This is a genomic window from Nocardioides panzhihuensis (genome assembly GCF_013408335.1).
In the GTDB taxonomy this organism is placed as follows: Bacteria; Actinomycetota; Actinomycetes; order Propionibacteriales; family Nocardioidaceae; genus Nocardioides; species Nocardioides panzhihuensis.
Window position 1 is genome coordinate 1,431,252 of record NZ_JACBZR010000001.1, and the last position, 14,619, is coordinate 1,445,870.

14 protein-coding genes and 1 tRNA gene are annotated in these 14,619 nt (G+C 69.1%); 5 read left to right on the forward strand and 10 right to left on the reverse strand.

Annotation, left to right across the window (positions count from 1 at the left end):
• Positions 1 to 46 precede the first annotated feature (46 nt).
• Positions 47 to 1,348, reverse strand: a complete 1,302-nt coding sequence (gene sepH / locus BJ988_RS06670) for a septation protein SepH (RefSeq protein WP_343051503.1) — start codon at positions 1,346 to 1,348, stop codon at positions 47 to 49.
• On the opposite strand from sepH, the gene BJ988_RS06675 reads away from it, so the two are divergent.
• Positions 1,251 to 1,880: a TRIC cation channel family protein gene (locus tag BJ988_RS06675; protein ID WP_179657307.1), complete on the forward strand. Its 630-nt coding sequence runs from the start codon at positions 1,251 to 1,253 to the stop codon at positions 1,878 to 1,880. The genes sepH and BJ988_RS06675 overlap by 98 nt on opposite strands.
• A gap of 16 nt (positions 1,881 to 1,896) precedes the next feature.
• Here the strand turns inward: BJ988_RS06675 and BJ988_RS06680 are convergent, their stop codons facing one another.
• Both BJ988_RS06680 and BJ988_RS06685 read right to left on the reverse strand, forming a co-directional pair.
• Complete coding sequence (locus BJ988_RS06680; RefSeq protein ID WP_179657308.1) at positions 1,897 to 2,439, reverse strand: hypothetical protein; 543 nt, start codon at positions 2,437 to 2,439, stop codon at positions 1,897 to 1,899.
• Positions 2,436 to 4,211, reverse strand: a complete 1,776-nt coding sequence (locus tag BJ988_RS06685; RefSeq protein ID WP_179657309.1) for a PHP domain-containing protein — start codon at positions 4,209 to 4,211, stop codon at positions 2,436 to 2,438. Before BJ988_RS06685 ends, BJ988_RS06680 begins: the two co-directional genes overlap by 4 nt.
• Positions 4,212 to 4,437: 226 nt before the next feature.
• Between BJ988_RS06685 and BJ988_RS06690 the strand changes: the two genes are divergently transcribed.
• Complete coding sequence (locus BJ988_RS06690; protein WP_179661359.1) at positions 4,438 to 5,097, forward strand: DUF3159 domain-containing protein; 660 nt, start codon at positions 4,438 to 4,440, stop codon at positions 5,095 to 5,097.
• On the opposite strand, the gene BJ988_RS06695 is transcribed toward BJ988_RS06690, so the two are convergent.
• Positions 5,090 to 5,959 carry a LysR family transcriptional regulator gene (locus tag BJ988_RS06695; protein ID WP_179657310.1) on the reverse strand — a complete coding sequence of 290 codons (870 nt, stop codon included), beginning with the start codon at positions 5,957 to 5,959 and terminating at the stop codon, positions 5,090 to 5,092. The two genes, BJ988_RS06690 and BJ988_RS06695, sit on opposite strands and share 8 nt — an antisense overlap.
• Positions 5,960 to 6,059: 100 nt before the next feature.
• On the opposite strand from BJ988_RS06695, the gene BJ988_RS06700 reads away from it, so the two are divergent.
• Positions 6,060 to 6,413, forward strand: a complete 354-nt coding sequence (locus BJ988_RS06700) for a nuclear transport factor 2 family protein (RefSeq protein WP_179657311.1) — start codon at positions 6,060 to 6,062, stop codon at positions 6,411 to 6,413.
• Here the strand turns inward: BJ988_RS06700 and BJ988_RS06705 are convergent.
• Both BJ988_RS06705 and BJ988_RS06710 read right to left on the reverse strand, forming a co-directional pair.
• Positions 6,410 to 7,699: an MFS transporter gene (locus BJ988_RS06705; protein ID WP_179661360.1), complete on the reverse strand. Its 1,290-nt coding sequence runs from the start codon at positions 7,697 to 7,699 to the stop codon at positions 6,410 to 6,412. The genes BJ988_RS06700 and BJ988_RS06705 overlap by 4 nt on opposite strands.
• Positions 7,700 to 7,741: 42 nt before the next feature.
• The gene (locus BJ988_RS06710) at positions 7,742 to 8,545 is read right to left on the reverse strand and encodes an alpha/beta fold hydrolase (protein WP_179657312.1); all 804 of its coding nucleotides are present in this window, start codon (positions 8,543 to 8,545) and stop codon (positions 7,742 to 7,744) included.
• A 110-nt stretch (positions 8,546 to 8,655) separates the two neighbouring features.
• Between BJ988_RS06710 and BJ988_RS06715 the strand changes: the two genes are divergently transcribed.
• Positions 8,656 to 8,730, forward strand: a tRNA-Val gene (locus BJ988_RS06715).
• 495 nt (positions 8,731 to 9,225) lie between these two features.
• On the opposite strand, the gene BJ988_RS06720 is transcribed toward BJ988_RS06715, so the two are convergent.
• The 4 genes from BJ988_RS06720 to BJ988_RS06735 form a co-directional block, all read right to left on the reverse strand.
• A complete protein-coding gene (locus BJ988_RS06720) occupies positions 9,226 to 9,810 on the reverse strand; it encodes an adenylate kinase (RefSeq protein ID WP_179657313.1) in 585 nt (194 codons plus the stop codon).
• A 299-nt stretch (positions 9,811 to 10,109) separates the two neighbouring features.
• Entirely contained in the window at positions 10,110 to 11,882 is a 1,773-nt protein-coding gene (locus tag BJ988_RS06725) for an acetyl/propionyl/methylcrotonyl-CoA carboxylase subunit alpha (RefSeq protein ID WP_218860628.1), read from the reverse strand.
• Between the two features lie 46 nt (positions 11,883 to 11,928).
• A complete protein-coding gene (locus BJ988_RS06730; protein ID WP_343051504.1) occupies positions 11,929 to 12,195 on the reverse strand; it encodes an acyl-CoA carboxylase subunit epsilon in 267 nt (88 codons plus the stop codon).
• Complete coding sequence (locus tag BJ988_RS06735) at positions 12,192 to 13,823, reverse strand: acyl-CoA carboxylase subunit beta (protein WP_179657314.1); 1,632 nt, start codon at positions 13,821 to 13,823, stop codon at positions 12,192 to 12,194. The genes BJ988_RS06730 and BJ988_RS06735 overlap by 4 nt, the downstream gene beginning before the upstream one ends.
• An 86-nt stretch (positions 13,824 to 13,909) precedes the next feature.
• Between BJ988_RS06735 and BJ988_RS06740 the strand changes: the two genes are divergently transcribed.
• Complete coding sequence (locus BJ988_RS06740) at positions 13,910 to 14,581, forward strand: TetR/AcrR family transcriptional regulator (RefSeq protein WP_179657315.1); 672 nt, start codon at positions 13,910 to 13,912, stop codon at positions 14,579 to 14,581.
• Positions 14,582 to 14,619: the final 38 nt, after the last annotated feature.

Sequence of the window (14,619 nt, forward strand, 5' to 3'; positions counted from 1 at the left end):
CGGACCGGCCGGTGGCCGGTCCGTGAACGGGGTCACACGAGCCGGTTCACTCCGGCTTGCCGCCGCCGAACATGATCTCGTCCCAGCTGGGCACCGAGGCGCGCTTACGCCGCGAGGCCGACTTCTTGGCGGGCTTCTGGGTCGCGTCCTCGGCCGGCTCGTCCTCGGCCGGGGTCTCGGCAGCAGCGGTGGGCTCGACGGGAGCCGGCTCCGCGACAGGCTCGGCGGACGGCTCGGGCTCGGCCGGGACCGGGGCCTGCTTCTCGGTCGGTGTCTCGTCGCCGAGGAAGGCCTCGAGCGGAGTGTCGACATCGACCGGAGCCGGCTTGGCCGCCGCAGCGGGCGGAGACGCCGGGGGAGGGGTGGCCGGTGCGGCCGGTGCAGCCGGGGCCGAAGCGGTCGAGCTCTGTGCGCGGCGCCGGCGGGCGGCGAGCATGTCGTCGGTGACCGGCTCCGGCTCGGGAACCGGGGCCTCGAGCTTCTCGCCGGTCAGCCAGCGGGCGTCGTCGTTCTCGAGCTCGACGAAGTTTCCGGGGATGTCGTAGATCAGCTCGGCGATCCCGGAGCGTTCGGGGGTCTCGTACTCACCGGTGAGCTTCCAGCGCCCGTCGGGACGCCGGTAGGAGTCCCAGTTGACCGACCCGGGGTCGGCGTACATCGTCTGGAAGTGAGCTCCGACCGCCTCACCCAAGGTGCGGGCGGTGCTGGAGGCCTCACCGGGCCGCCGGCGTACGGAAGCCTGCTGGGCACGCTGCGCCATGTGCTCGCGCTCGGCGAGGACGGGACCGGCGAAGGCCAAGATCTTCTCGACCGTGGTGCCGGCGACAGCGGCGACCTCCTCGGCACTCTCGCCCGCACGGATGCGGGTCTGGATGTCACGGGGCCGCAGGCTGCTGCTCGGGGTCTTGTTCACGGTTTGCTCCGATCGGCGGGTCGACACAGCCTCGAGTGCTGCACGGAGACGGTCGTCGATGTCGGCGGTGTACTCACGGTCCTCGTCATCGACGAGAAGCATGCGTAGACCATCGTCACTGACCGAGATGAGCCGCAGAAGGATGGGTCCAGCCTCATCCGGAGCCTGCTCTTCGAGCTGGCCCGGAGTCAGGGGCAATCCTTCGGCTGACATCCTCTTCTCAATTCTAGATACGGTTGTGACGACCCTACGCCACTGACCTGCATCGTATGGGGTGCCCATGCGGCGTGGTCGTGGCATTTGGGGTTTTTGGGACCTGCGAGGCGACCATTTGGCAGTGGAACAGACGCTGACGCTTCTCGTGCTCGACCTGGTCGGGTGCTTCGTCTTCGCGCTCTCGGGCGGCCTGATGGCGGTCCGCAAGGAGCTCGACATCTTCGGGGTGATCGTCCTCGCCTGCGTCACCGGCCTCGGCGGCGGCTTCCTGCGCGACATGGCCATCGGGGCGACACCGGTCGCCGCGCTCTCCGACTGGCGCTACCTCGTGGTGCCGATGACGGCCGGTCTGCTGACCTTCTACTTCCACCCGGCGCTGGGCCGGCTCGGGCCGATGATCAACGTCTTCGACGCCCTGGGGCTGGGACTCTTCGTCATCGCCGGGGCGGTCAAGGCGCTCGACTTCGGTCTCTCCCCGCTCGCCGCCGCGGTCATGGGCCTGGCCACCGGCGTCGGCGGCGGCGCGATCCGCGACGTGCTCGCAGGTCAGGTGCCGGTCATCCTGCGCCGCAGCGTCTTCTACGCCATCCCGGCCTTCGCCGGCGCCGCGATCGTGGCGTTCGGCCTGTTCCTCGCCCTGCCCCAGTCGCTGGTGATGGCGGTCGCCTTCGTCGTCTGCGTCGGCTGGCGGCTGCTGGCGATGTGGCGCCACTGGGAGGCGCCGCTGCCGCGGGGGTCCGCGTCGGTCTGAGGCCGGCTCGCCGGGCTCAGTGGTCGGAGCAGCAGGGGATCTGGTGGCGCACCTCGAACGGCACCAGCCCTGCGACCGAGCGCTGGACCAGCAGTACGCAGCGCCCCTCACGCCACACCGGCCGCGCGAACCCGGTGAGATCGAGGGTGTCGCCCGGGTCCAGGGCGATCCCGGCCAGTCCCTCGACGGTGTCGACGGCGCTGTCCGCCTCCACCGCCGCCACCGTGGTCACGGTCTCGATCCGGGTGCGTCCGGGATAGCGGGCCAGGCGCCCGGCGCTGCGCGCGGCGGCCTCGTCGATCGCGGGGGAGTCGGGAGTGACGTACGCCTGGGGGAGCTGCTCGGCGAGGAGCGCGGTCAGCTCCTCGACCGCCGGCCCGCCGGGCCAGTCCAGGACGGCGACGAAGCGGCCGGTCGGTTCGCGCACGACATGGGTGCTGATGACGTACGCCTCCTCGGCCTGCCCCGCGCCGAGCACCTCGTCCATGCGGTGGACGAGGTGCTCGGCGGCGGCGAGGTCCCGGGCGTCGGCGTCGACGGCCAGGGGTCGGGTGGTCATCGAGTCGGGACGACCCAGACCGGGTTGGTGTAGAACCACAGGTCGACCCACGGGTCGGCGTCGCCGACCACGTCGATGGCCGGACCGGCCGGGTCGACGCTCGCACCGAGGTAGCCGGGCTGGGACCGGTTGGCGTCGGTGCCGCGGACGCGCACGTAGAACGCCTCCTCGACCCGGCCGAGGTCGTAGCGCAGCTGGAAGGTGCCGGAGCGGCCCGAGGTGTCGGTCTGCTCGACGACCTTGGTGTCGGGCGCCTTCCAGGTGTCGCGGTCGGAGACGTAGGTCGGGTCGACCGCGCCCCGGATCACGTCGACCCGGTTGAGGCTCGGCATGAACTGCGACCAGTTCGGGACGTCTTGGGCGGCGATGGTGACGACCAGCGAGATCCGGCTTCCCCTCTTGGCCTTCAAGGTGCCGCCGAGGCTCTCGGAGCCGCCGTCGGAGGAGACGACGCGGACGTCGACCGACTTCACCAGCGCACCGTGGTCGACCCAGACGCGGCCGTCGCGCAGGCCCTTCATGACCGCGCCGTAGCTGCGCTCGGAGGTGCCGACGTGGGTGCGGCTGTAGTAGCCCGGCCAGAAGTCGCCGGCGGTGGTGTTGAGCGAGCCGGCGTAGACCGGGTCGCCGTAGCGGCCGTTGGCGTTGAAGGAGGCCGAGTCCGACCCGTCCGGGCGGCGCGAGGTGGTGCCCCAGTTGACGTGGGAGTCGGAGTTGGCGCTGATCGACCACGGCTTGCCCTCGGCGAGCAGCGAGTCCCACAGGCCGCCGACGGTCGAGGTGAACCAGTCGAAGCCGCCCCAGGAGCGGTAGGACTCGGCGGGGTAGCCGGGGAAGGAGTTCGGACCCGGGCTGTTGCCGTAGTAGCCGCGGGCACTGCCGGGACCGTAGCCGGCGGGCAGCCCCGCCGCCTGGTGACCGGGCGCACCCTCCCAGCCGATCGCGATCCGCGGGTCGGCGTCACGCCAGGCACGCACCTCGTGCGGGCTGTCGATGCCGTTGCGGGCGGGGTGGTTGGCGAGGAAGAGGGCGTCTGCGACACGGCGCTTGTCGACCTGCTTGCCGAGCCACTGGATGCCGGCGACGGCGAGCGCCTCGTTCTGCGGGGTGTTGCCGCTGGCGCCCCGGACCGAGCCGTCGTAGTCGTTCTCGAACTGCTTGAGCACCGCGACCTCGTTGGCGCCGGGGGCGACGAAGACGGTGCCGTGCTCGGCGGCCGGGATGTTCCACTCCATGCCCTGGAAGATCAGGGTGTCCTTGAGCACCTTGCGTGCGGCCACGATGTCGGGGTTGACCAGGTCGACGCCGAGCTTCGCGTGGGTCGCGCCGCCGTGGTCGGTGATGACCAGCCAGTCCAGGCCGTACGCCGCGCCGTGCTGGGCCTGGTCGACGACCCGGTACATCGCGTCCGAGCTGTACTGGGTGTGGATGTGGTGGTCGCCGGCGAGCCAGTGCCGGATCTTGGCCCGGTTGCCGCCCTTCGCGGTGGCGACCGTGGCGGCCTCGGCCATCGCCGGGGTCACGCCGGTCATCCCGGCCATCCCCGCGGTCACGGCACCGGCGATGCCGGCGGCGCGGAGCAGGTTGCGTCGGGTGACCTCGGCGGGCCGCAGGTCGCCGTCGGACGCGTCCGAGGAGGCGGCGAGGGTGATCTCGTCGACCTCGTGGGAGTGCGTGTGGCCGTCGTGTGAGTGGCCGTCGTGAGAGTGGCCGTAGTGAGAGTGGCCGTGGTCGTGAGAGTGGCTGTGGGAGTGGTGGTGCTCGTTCGACACGTTGGATCCTCTGCGTGAGATAAAGGCGTCTCCGCGTGCCCGAGCAGCGGCGCGGGTCGAGCCAAGCGGCACCGGATGGCCGGCGTACGTCCGCGGGTTGCCCTCGCGGTGAACTTGCCGAGGCGTCACTCCCGTCGCCCGAGGCGTCGCTCCCGTCGCCCGAGAGGTCACGTACGCGGCCCGAGACGACGCCACTCTTGCTAGTAAGGCTACCCTTACTCGCGTGATGTCCACTGGCCGCCGCGACGATGACGCCGAGACCCTCGCGGACCTCCTGGGAGGCGCGCGTGGCGCGATCGACGCCACCATCCCGCCGGTCGCGTTCGCGGTCGGCTGGATGGTCAGCCGGGAGCTGTGGGTCGCGACCGTGGTCGCCCTCGTGGTCGCCGCGATCGTCGCGGTCTGGCAGTGGCGCAAGGGCCGCAAGCCGCGCGCCGTGCTGCTGGGCGTGGCCGGGGTCGCGGTCGCGGCGATGATCGCGCTGCGTACGGGGCGGGCGGAGGACTTCTTCGTGGTCCAGCTCGCCGCCAACGCGGCCAGCGCCCTGGTGTGGGTGGTCAGCATCGCGTTCCGCTGGCCGTTGCTGGGTGTGGTCGTCGGTCTGGTGCTGCGCCAGCGCGGAGCCTGGCGCCGCGACCCGGCGCTGCTGCGTGGCTACTCGCGGGCGAGCTGGGTCTGGGTCGGCCAGTACGTCGTCCGGGTCTCGGTCTTCGCGCCGCTGTGGTGGACAGGTGACGTGTTCGCCCTCGCCGTCGCCCGGGTCGCGCTCAGCTGGCCACTGGTGGCGCTGTGCCTGCTGGTGAGCTGGTTCGTCCTGCAGCGGTCGCTCCCGGCCGAGCATCCGGGGCTGCGCCACCCTCGGGTGGCCTCCGACGTCCTCAGCTGAGGGCTCTGCGGAGCAGGTCGTAGAGGCGTCGGGTGGCGCGCTGACGGTCGCCGTCCCGGACGACCAGCGCGAGTTCGGCCCGCACCTCGGCGTCGACGATCGTGGTCGCGACCAGCTCGGTGCCTCGTGCCATGGACCCGGCCAGCACGCAGATGCCCAGGCCGCGCGCGGTGAGCCCGAGCAGGGTCTCCGGGTTGGACCCGGAGAGGTCGACCTCGGGCTCCACGCCGGCCCGCGCGCAGGACTGCTCGAAAGCCGTACGTATCCCGGTGCCCGGAGGGATGCAGAGCACCGTCTCCTCGCGGAGGTCGCTGAGCCGCGGCTCGGCGCCGGCCAGACGATGGCCGGGCAGCGTGATCACGGCGAGCCGTTCGTTGCTGACGGAGTCCGTGCCCAGGCCCTCGATGACCGGACCCGCGTGGGAGATCAGGCTCAGATCGAGCTCGCCGGCCAGCGTACGTTGCTGGAGCCGGTCGGAGGTGTCCTCGACGAGCTCGACGCTGACGCCGGGATGCGCGCGGTGGAAGGTCGCGACGGCGTCGAGGAAGCCGGGGATCGTGCAGCCGGCGATCATCCCGAGACGTACGTGGCCGTGGATCAGGTCGCTCAGCTCGTCGGCGCTCTGCCGCACCCCCTCGATCGCCCGGAGCGCCTCGCGGGCGCGGGCGAGGAGCGTCTCGCCGGCATGGGTGAGCCGTACGTTGCGTGGACCCCGCACGAGCAGGTCATGGCCGAGCTCGCGCTCGAGCTTGGCCAGCTGGGCGCTGATGCCCGACTGGCTGACATGGAGCCGCTGCGCCGCAGCCGTGAACGAGCCATGGTCGACCACGGCGACGAAGTAACGGAGCTGTCCGATTTCCATCACTGATGATGCTAGCAATCAGCAGAACCATCTGTTTGAGTGTTCGCTGTCTCCGCGTCAGGCTGGGTGGTGAAGCCGAACCCGACCTGAGGAGATCCCGATGACCGCATCCGCTGCCGAGCTCGCCGAGGCGTACTTCACCGCCTGGCAGGAGCGCGACTTCACCCGCCTGCGCGCCCTGCTGGCCGACGACGTGAGCTTCGCCGGCCCGCTCGCCACGATCGAGGGAGCCGACGAGTGCGTCGCCGGTCTGGAGGGCATGGCCAAGGTGCTCGACAAGATCGAGGTGAAGGAGCGGCTCGCCGACGGGCCGAGCGTGATCACCTGGTTCGACCTGCACACCACCGTTGACGAACCTGCGCCCACCGCCAACTGGATGCGCGCCGAGGACGGGCTGATCACCGAGATCCGGGTCGCCTTCGACCCGCGCGGGATCCTCGCGGCCCGGGGCTAGGTCAGTCTCGAGAGGGACCTGCGGGCGGACGGCGCCGCCAGCACGACCGCGACGAACGCCGTGAGCAGCACGCCCGCGACGACGAGCAGCGACTCCACCGCGTAGGTGTCCGCGAGCGGGCCGAACACGACCATGCTCAGCGGCATCGACACCGACATGACGATGCCGACGAAGCCGAAGACCCGGCCCTGCATCTCAGGCTCCACGGTCTCCTGCAGGATCGACATCGCGGAGGTCGACATGAGGGTGAACGTCGTCCCCACACCCAGGCCGAGCACGAAGAACACCCAGAGACTCGTGGACAGTCCCAGCCCGGTGGTCAGCACTCCGGCGGCGAGCATCGCGCCGACGACGAGGGCGATCCGATTGCGGATCCGCGGGCCGATGACGGCCATGAGCAGGCCGCCGGCGAGCATGCCCGACGCCCAGAAGAGCTCGTTGGCGGTGAGCTTCCAGACCTCCTCGCCGAAGGTGCGCGTCACCATCAGGGGGGTGAGGTACGACGGCGCGCCGATGAGCAGCATCGTCACCGCGAACATGGTCATCAGCCACCGCACGGCGGAGTGGGACCGGATGTAGCGCACCCCGGCCGCGAGGTCGCCGAAGTAGCTCGGCGGGGCGCCGGCGTCGGAGCGCACGAGCCTCGGGACCCGGACGAGCAGGAGCAGGCCCACCCCGACGAGCGCCGTCGCGACGTCGACGAAGAACACCGCGACGATGTCGAAGTTCGCGTAGATGGCGGCTGCCAGTGCGGGCGCGAGGAGCATCATGCCGGACTGGATCGACTGGTTGATGCCGTTGATGCGGATGAGCTGGGTGGCGGGCACGATCTGCGGGACCATCGCGCTCACCGCGGGCGTCTGGATGCCCGCGAACGTGGATCGGACCGCGAGCGCCGCGTAGATGACCCACAGATCGTCGACGCCCGAGAGCATCAGCAGCGCGAGCGCGAGCGTGGCGACCGCGATGGTGGTGTCGGCGCCGATGATGAGCAGCCGACGGTCGTGCCGGTCCGCCCATACGCCACCGAAGATCGACACGAACGCCTGCGGCAGCATGCCGAACACGATGCTCAGCATGAGCACGGAGCCGGACTGGGTGAGGATCGTCAGGTGCCACATGACGGTGAACTGGACGAGCATCGAGCCGAGCAGGGAGACGGTCTGGCCGGTGAGGAAGACCGCGACGTTCCGCTTCCAGCGCGGGTCGTCCTCGGCGACGCCGGCGGCGGCTGGTGCGGGTGCAGGGGTGGACCCGGGGCTGAGAACGTCCTCATCGGTGTGCATGAGAACCATGCTGAGACCTCAACCTCAATTGAGGTCAAGCCCCTAGGCGACCTGCTGGTCGCTCGGCTGTGTGCGCGCCGTCTCGCGGATGACCTCGGCCACCAGGTCGGGGTCGTCGTTCATCGGGACGTGGCCGCAGCCCGCCAGCCACCGGTGGGTCGCATGCGGGAGGCGCCGCTGGGCGATCTTCGCCTGGTAGGGGAGAAGCGTGAGGTCGCGGGTCGCCCAGGCGACGGTGGTCGGCACGTCGGTCTGCACCGTCCCGGGATAGCGGTAGGCGCTGCTGAAGAACGTCTTGATCCCGTCGCGCGAGGCGACCATGTTGGCCGTGTCGGCCGCCGCCACTGCTGGGTCGATCCGGTCCGGGTGGGCGAAGAAGCAGCCCATCGTGGCCGTACGCACCACGCGTGACTGCAGCACCGTCCCCGCCACCGGCGCCAGCGGCCGAGCGACCGCCTGGATGCCGGCGAAGAGACCTCTGACGTAGAGATAGTCGACGCCGTTCGCCCAGAACCCGGCGGGGGAGAGCGCGGTCACCGACCGGGCGTGCCCGGAATCGGCCATCTCCAGCGCGAGCAGCCCGCCGAGGCTGTTGCCGGCGACGTGCGGCCGCTCGATCCCGAGCGCGACCCGGAGCGCGTTGAGCTCGTCGGTCACCGCCGCCCGCACCGTACGTCCCGCCAGGTCGAACGCCGGCGACTCACCGTGCCCCGGCAGATCGACCGTGATCACGTCGAACTCCCCGGCCAGCCGCTCCACCACTCCCGCCCACGCCTGCCTGCGGTGCGCGATCCCGTGGATCAGGAGGAGCGGTTCCCCGCTGCCGGTCCGTTCGTACGCGAGCATCCTCGCTCCTTCGGTTGCCTCTGGATGTCATGCCGATGGCCGGGAGCCTACGTCTCGGCGGGGCCGAATGTGGGTCAGGCGGACGGATGCGCTAATGTTTCACCCGCAACGCGTGATTGGCGCAGTGGTAGCGCACCTCGTTCACACCGAGGGGGTCACTGGTTCGAACCCAGTATCACGCACCAGTGGGAAAAGGCCGTCTGAACTGCTATTGAGCAGATCAGACGGCCTTTTAGATTTCGCGTATGCATCGGATCGGACATCCGACCGATCGTTCAAGGACGGTTGCGACACGGCCGTAGCAGAGCCAGCGCGGCCGTGCGCTGGGGATGCGCCGGCAGTCGACCTCGAGTCAACCTGGGACCGGCGGCCGCGATGGGTCGTCCCTCTGGCCGTGCCGTTCATGGGGGTTACGGACCGGCAGGCGACGAACACCGCCAACATTGCAGCAGCTCTGGGCCGACTGAAGGCCCGTTGCGAGGCCTGAGGAACACCTGTTTACGTGCGCGAACGGCCCCAGTTGCCCGGGAGCATCCCGCGTGAAGGGTCGTCGTTGATTGAGCCCGATGGCAGTCGGCAGTTGAACTGGAAACGATCAATCGGCCGGGCCTGCTTCTCTAAGGGCGACGGGAGGACACGGCGGGGGATGGGCGCCCGAGGTCCAGATGCCACAGCCCCTGTCAGCAGATGGCCTCTGCGTCCGACAGATCGTAGGCGCTGAGGATTCGGCTGGTGACTTTATCGACATCGCCGAGGCCGTCGACCTCGACGATGAGTCCTTGCTTGCTGTAGGCGTCGATGAGCGGCGCGGTCTGCTCGAGGTAGATCTCTTGACGACGGCGGATGATGTCCTCGGTGTCATCGGCGCGGCCCTCGATCCGGGCACGCTTCAGCAGTCGCTCGACCACCTCGTCCTCGTCGACGACGAGGCTGATGACGGCGTCGATCACGTGGCCAGCGGGTTCGATCATCCCGTCGAGTTCCTCGACCTGTGCGAGCGTGCGCGGATAGCCGTCGAGAAGGAAGCCGGTGGCCGCGTCGGGCTCGCCGATCCGGTCGCGGACCATGTCGTTGGTGATCTCGTCCGGCACGTACTCGCCGGCGTCGAGGTAGCGCTTGGCGTCCAGGCCGAGGGGAGTGGCCAGCGATACGTTGGTGCGGAAGATGTCGCCGGTGGAGATGGCTGGGATGCCGAAGTGCTGGGCGAGGTGCTTGGCCTGGGTGCCCTTACCGGCTCCGGGTGGGCCCATGATGATGATCCGCATCAGACGTCTCCCATGGTCCTGTGATCGCTCGCGGCACGTTTGGCGCAGGCCCTGCACGCCTCGGGAGACGTCATGTCGACGGGGAGATCCCAGAAGGTGTACCAGAGCGCTGTGGGTTCTCCGCAGGCCGTTCGCTGGGAGCCGTTCCTTCGGATGTGTGTGGTCCCCCAGGGCAGTCGGCGGCGCGAGTGGCGCGGTTGTGTCTGAGGCGCCGTGGCGAGCCACTGCATGCTCGCGTTGCCGCGTGGCTGAGGCCCGGAAAGAGTTGCAGGCGCAGGTGTCATCACAGATCCCTTCGGCTATTTGATCTCGGCGATGACTGCGCCGTTGGCGACGGTCTCGCCCACGGTGGCGGTCAGGCCGGTGATGGTGCCGGCTTTGTGGGCTTTGAGGGGTTGTTCCATCTTCATGGCCTCGATGACCACGACGACGTCACCCTCGGCGACCTCCTGGCCTTCTTCGACGGCGATCTTGACGATGGTGCCTTGCATCGGGGAGGCGACGGAGTCGCCGGAGGCGGCAGCGCCGGTCTTCTTCGCAGCGCGCTTGGGCTTCTTCGCGGCACCGGCGCCACCGCCGGCCGCGAGCCCGCCGAGTCCGGCGGGCAGGGAGACCGAGAGGCGTTTGCCGCCGACTTCGACCACGACGGTCTGCCGCTGCCCGGCGGTGCCGTCTTCGTCGTGCTCACCGGCGGTGCCGGTGTAGGGGGTGATCTGGTTGTCGAAGTCGGTCTCGATCCAGGTGGTGTAGACCTCGAAGGAGCCGTTGGCGGCGGTGTAGGCGGGGTCGTTGACGACGGCCTGGTGGAACGCGATGGCGGTGGGCATGCCGTCGACCTTGAACTCCTCCAGCGCGCGGCGTGAGCGTTCGAGTGCTTGGGTGCGGTCGCGGCCGGTGATGATCAGCTTGGCGATGAGCGAGTCGAACGCGCCCGGGATGGTCTCGCCCTTCTCATAACCGCCGTCCAGGCGTACGCCGGGGCCGGCCGGAGGCGCCCACTCGGTCAGGGTGCCCGGGGCGGGCATGAAGTTGTTGCCGCCGTCCTCGGCGTTGATGCGGTATTCGATGGAGTGGCCGCGGATCTCGGGGTCGTCGTAGCCCAGCTCCTCACCGGCGGCGATGCGGAACATCTCGCGGACCAGGTCGATGCCGGTGACCTCCTCGGAGACGCAGTGCTCGACCTGGAGGCGGGTGTTGACCTCGAGGAAGGAGATGGTGCCGTCGGCGGCGACGAGGAACTCACACGTGCCGGCGCCGACGTAGCCGGCCTCGCGCAGGATCGCCTTGGAGGACTCATAGAGGCGCTTGTTCTGCTCCTCGGTCAGGAACGGCGCGGGGGCCTCCTCGACCAGCTTTTGGTGGCGGCGCTGCAGCGAGCAGTCGCGGGTGGAGATGACGACCACGTTGCCGTGGGTGTCGGCCAGGCACTGGGTCTCGACGTGGCGTGGTTTGTCGAGGAACTTCTCGACCAGGCACTCGCCACGCCCGAAGGCGCTGATCGCTTCGCGGACCGCGGACTCGTAGAGCTCGGGGATCTCCTCGAGGGTGCGGGCGACCTTCAGGCCGCGACCGCCACCACCGAAGACGGCCTTGATGGCGACCGGAAGGCCGTGCTCGGTGGCGAAGGAGACGATCTCGGAGGCGTCCTTGACCGGGTCCTTGAGGCCCGGGGCCAGCGGCGCACCGGCCTTGAGCGCGATCTGCTTGGCCTTGGCCTTGTCACCGAGCGCGTCGATGGCCTCGGGGGAGGGGCCGATCCAGGTCAGACCGGCCTCGATCACGGCCGTGGCGAAGTCGGCGTTCTCGGCCAGGAAGCCGTAGCCGGGGTGGACCGAGTCCGCGCCGGACTGGCGGGCGACATCGAGGATCTTCTCGATGGAGAGGTAGGACTCCGCAGGCGTCGCGCCGCCGAGCGAGTAGGACTCATCGGCCAGACGCACGAAGAGCGCGTCACGGTCGGGGTCCGCGTAGATCGCTACAGAGCCGATCCCGGCGTCCTTGCACGCGCGGATCACTCGAACGGCGATCTCACCGCGGTTGGCGATCAGGACCTTTGTCAGTGGCTTGTTCAACGTGGTCACGGTCTGTGCTCTCTCATGGATGACTCGTCTGGGGGCGTCAGTGGGGGAGTGCGCTGGAGCGCCAGGCGTCTGGGCCGGGTCGAAGTGGCCCGCGAAGCTGCGGTCTCGACCATGCGGGTCTGGGCTTGGGTCGCGCTGGTGCAGCTGTGTGGAGTGCTGAGAGGACAGCGACGAGTGCGGCGATCTCATCGGCGCTGACATGTGCTGCGTCTGGGCTGGATACCCGCAGCGCCGGGCATGGGGGCGCCGACGCTGCGGGAAACTTGGGAGCGCCTACGGGAGTGCCGGTGGATGGCTCGGTCACAGCGGGATGTTTCCGTGCTTCTTGGCGGGGAGGGTCTCGCGTTTGGTGCGCAGGAGTCGGAGTGCGCGGGTGACTTCGGCGCGGGTCTCGTGGGGTGGGATGACGGCGTCGATGTAGCCGCGTTCGGCGGCGATGTAGGGGTTGGCCAGGGTGGTCTCGTACTCGTCGATGAGCTCGGCGCGTTTGGCTTCGACCTGGTCGGTGCTGATGCCGGAGGCTTCCATCTCGGCCAGGGTGCGGCGGTGGATGATGTTGGCTGCGCCTTGGGCGCCCATGACCGCGATCTGGGCGGTGGGCCAGGCGAGGTTGATGTCGGCGCCGAGGTGCTTGGAGCCCATCACGTCGTAGGCGCCGCCGTAGGCTTTGCGGGTGATGATGGTGACCAGCGGGACGGTCGCCTCGGCGTAGGCGTAGATCAGCTTGGCGCCGCGGCGGATGATGCCGTTGTGTTCTTGGTCGGTGCCGGGCAGGAAGCCGGGTACGTCGACGAAGGTGATGACGGGGACGTTGAAGGCGTCGCAGGTGCGGACGAAGCGGGCGGCCTTCTCGGAGGCGTCGATGTCGAGGCAGCCGGCGAACTGCATCGGCTGGTTGGCCACGATGCCGACCGGGCGGCCCTCGATGCGGGCGTAGCCGATGATGATGTTGGGCGCCCACAGCGCCTGGACCTCGAGGAACTCCTCGTCGTCGACGATGTGGGAGATGACCTCGTGCATGTCGTAGGGCTGGTTGCCGCCGTCGGGGATGAAGGTGTCCAGCTCGCGGTCGAGGTCGGAGATCTCCAGGTCCGCGGTCTCCTCAAACGCCGGGGGCTCTTCCATGTTGTTGGAGGGCAGGTGGGAGAGCAGCGCCTTGACGTAGTCGATCGCGTCGGACTCATCGGTGCCCATGTAGTGGGCCACACCGGACTTGGAGTTGTGGGCCAGCGCGCCGCCGAGCTCTTCCATGGTGATGTCCTCGCCGGTGACGGTCTTGATGACGTCGGGGCCGGTGATGAACATGCCGGAGGTCTTGTCGACCATGATCGTGAAGTCGGTGACGGCCGGGGAGTAGACGTGGCCGCCGGCGCAGTTGCCCATGATCAGGCTGATCTGCGGGATCACGCCGGAGGCGTGGACGTTGCGTTTGAAGATCTCCCCGTAGAGCCCCAGGGACACGACGCCCTCCTGGATGCGGGCGCCGGCGCCTTCGTTGATCCCGATCAGTGGGGAGCCGGTCTTGATGGCGAGGTCCATGATCTTGGTGATCTTCTCGCCGTAGACCTCACCCAGCGACCCGCCGAAGACGGTGAAGTCCTGGGAGAAGACGCAGACCTGACGGCCCTCGATGGTGCCGTAGCCGGTGACCACGCCGTCGCCGAAGGGACGGTTCTTCTCCAGCCCGAACGCCGTGGAACGGTGACGGGCCAGCTCGTCGACCTCTTGGAAGGAGCCCTCGTCGAGCAGCATCTCGATCCGCTCGCGGGCGGTCTGGCGTCCCTTGGCGTGCTGCTTCTCCACAGCCTTGGCGGAGCCGGCGTGGACGGCCTCGTCGAGACGACGCTCCAGCTCGGCCAGCTTCCCGGCAGTGGTGTGCAGGTCGATCTCGGTGCTCGGGGAATCGAGGGCGGTGTCGGGCTCGGCGGTCAACGGAACTCCTTGTGAACTTCAGTGTCAATGAATGAGACTAAGTGTCATGCGGCATGATGTCCAGGGACCAGTCCAAAAGGAGAGTGATGGCAGCAGCGCGTGACGAGATCTCAGACGCGGCATTCCGCCTGTTCGGGATCCAGGGGTATGCCGCCACCTCGGTCGACGACATCGCGTCAGAGGCAGGCGTCAGCCGCAGCACCTTCTTCCGCTCCTTCGGGTCCAAGGAAGCGGTGATCTTCCCCGACCACGACGAGCTCCTCGCCCGGATCGAGGAGCGCTTGCGCACCTCGCCTTCGGACGCCGGCCTTGCCGCCGTCACCGACGCAGTCAAGATCGTGTTGTTCCACTACGTAGCGGAGGCCGAGCGGGCGCGGGAACGCTATCGGCTGACCTCTACGGTGCCGGCGCTCCGCGAGCGCGAGCTGGTGAGCGGGGCCCGCTATCAGCGCCTCTTCCGTCGATACCTGAGCCACTGGGCCGAGGCCTCGCCAGAAGCAGAGCTCCGTGCCGAGGTCACGGCAGCGGCCGTCGTTGCGGCACACAACCGGGTGCTTCGCCGTTGGCTCCGACGGGAGTGCACGGACCCGCAACGGGAGATCGAGCACGCGCTGGCCGCAGTCCATCGCACCTTCGCCGACGAGAGCGAGACCTCGATCGGGATGCTCGTCGTTCCGGCCGGAGTTCCCGCCTCAGCCGTGGAAGCGGCAGTCAAAAGGGCGCTGGAAGGAATTTCTGTCCGAAACCTCGATCAGTAAAATCACCAGTTCAGGACCACCAGAGAGGGCAGCACCTC

Bases quoted from the DNA above. Each gene is read 5' to 3' on its own strand.
- sepH (WP_343051503.1), bottom strand. From the start codon at position 1,348: ATGTCGAGCTCCTTGCGGACCGCCATCAGGCCGCCCGAGAGCGCGAAG.
- BJ988_RS06720 (WP_179657313.1), bottom strand. From the start codon at position 9,810: ATGCGGATCATCATCATGGGCCCACCCGGAGCCGGTAAGGGCACCCAG.
- BJ988_RS06710 (WP_179657312.1), bottom strand. From the start codon at position 8,545: ATGCTCGCGTACGAACGGACCGGCAGCGGGGAACCGCTCCTCCTGATC.
- BJ988_RS06695 (WP_179657310.1), bottom strand. From the start codon at position 5,959: ATGGAAATCGGACAGCTCCGTTACTTCGTCGCCGTGGTCGACCATGGC.
- BJ988_RS06690 (WP_179661359.1), top strand. From the start codon at position 4,438: ATGTCCACTGGCCGCCGCGACGATGACGCCGAGACCCTCGCGGACCTC.
- BJ988_RS06705 (WP_179661360.1), bottom strand. From the start codon at position 7,699: ATGCACACCGATGAGGACGTTCTCAGCCCCGGGTCCACCCCTGCACCC.
- BJ988_RS06700 (WP_179657311.1), top strand. From the start codon at position 6,060: ATGACCGCATCCGCTGCCGAGCTCGCCGAGGCGTACTTCACCGCCTGG.
- BJ988_RS06740 (WP_179657315.1), top strand. From the start codon at position 13,910: ATGGCAGCAGCGCGTGACGAGATCTCAGACGCGGCATTCCGCCTGTTC.
- BJ988_RS06680 (WP_179657308.1), bottom strand. From the start codon at position 2,439: ATGACCACCCGACCCCTGGCCGTCGACGCCGACGCCCGGGACCTCGCC.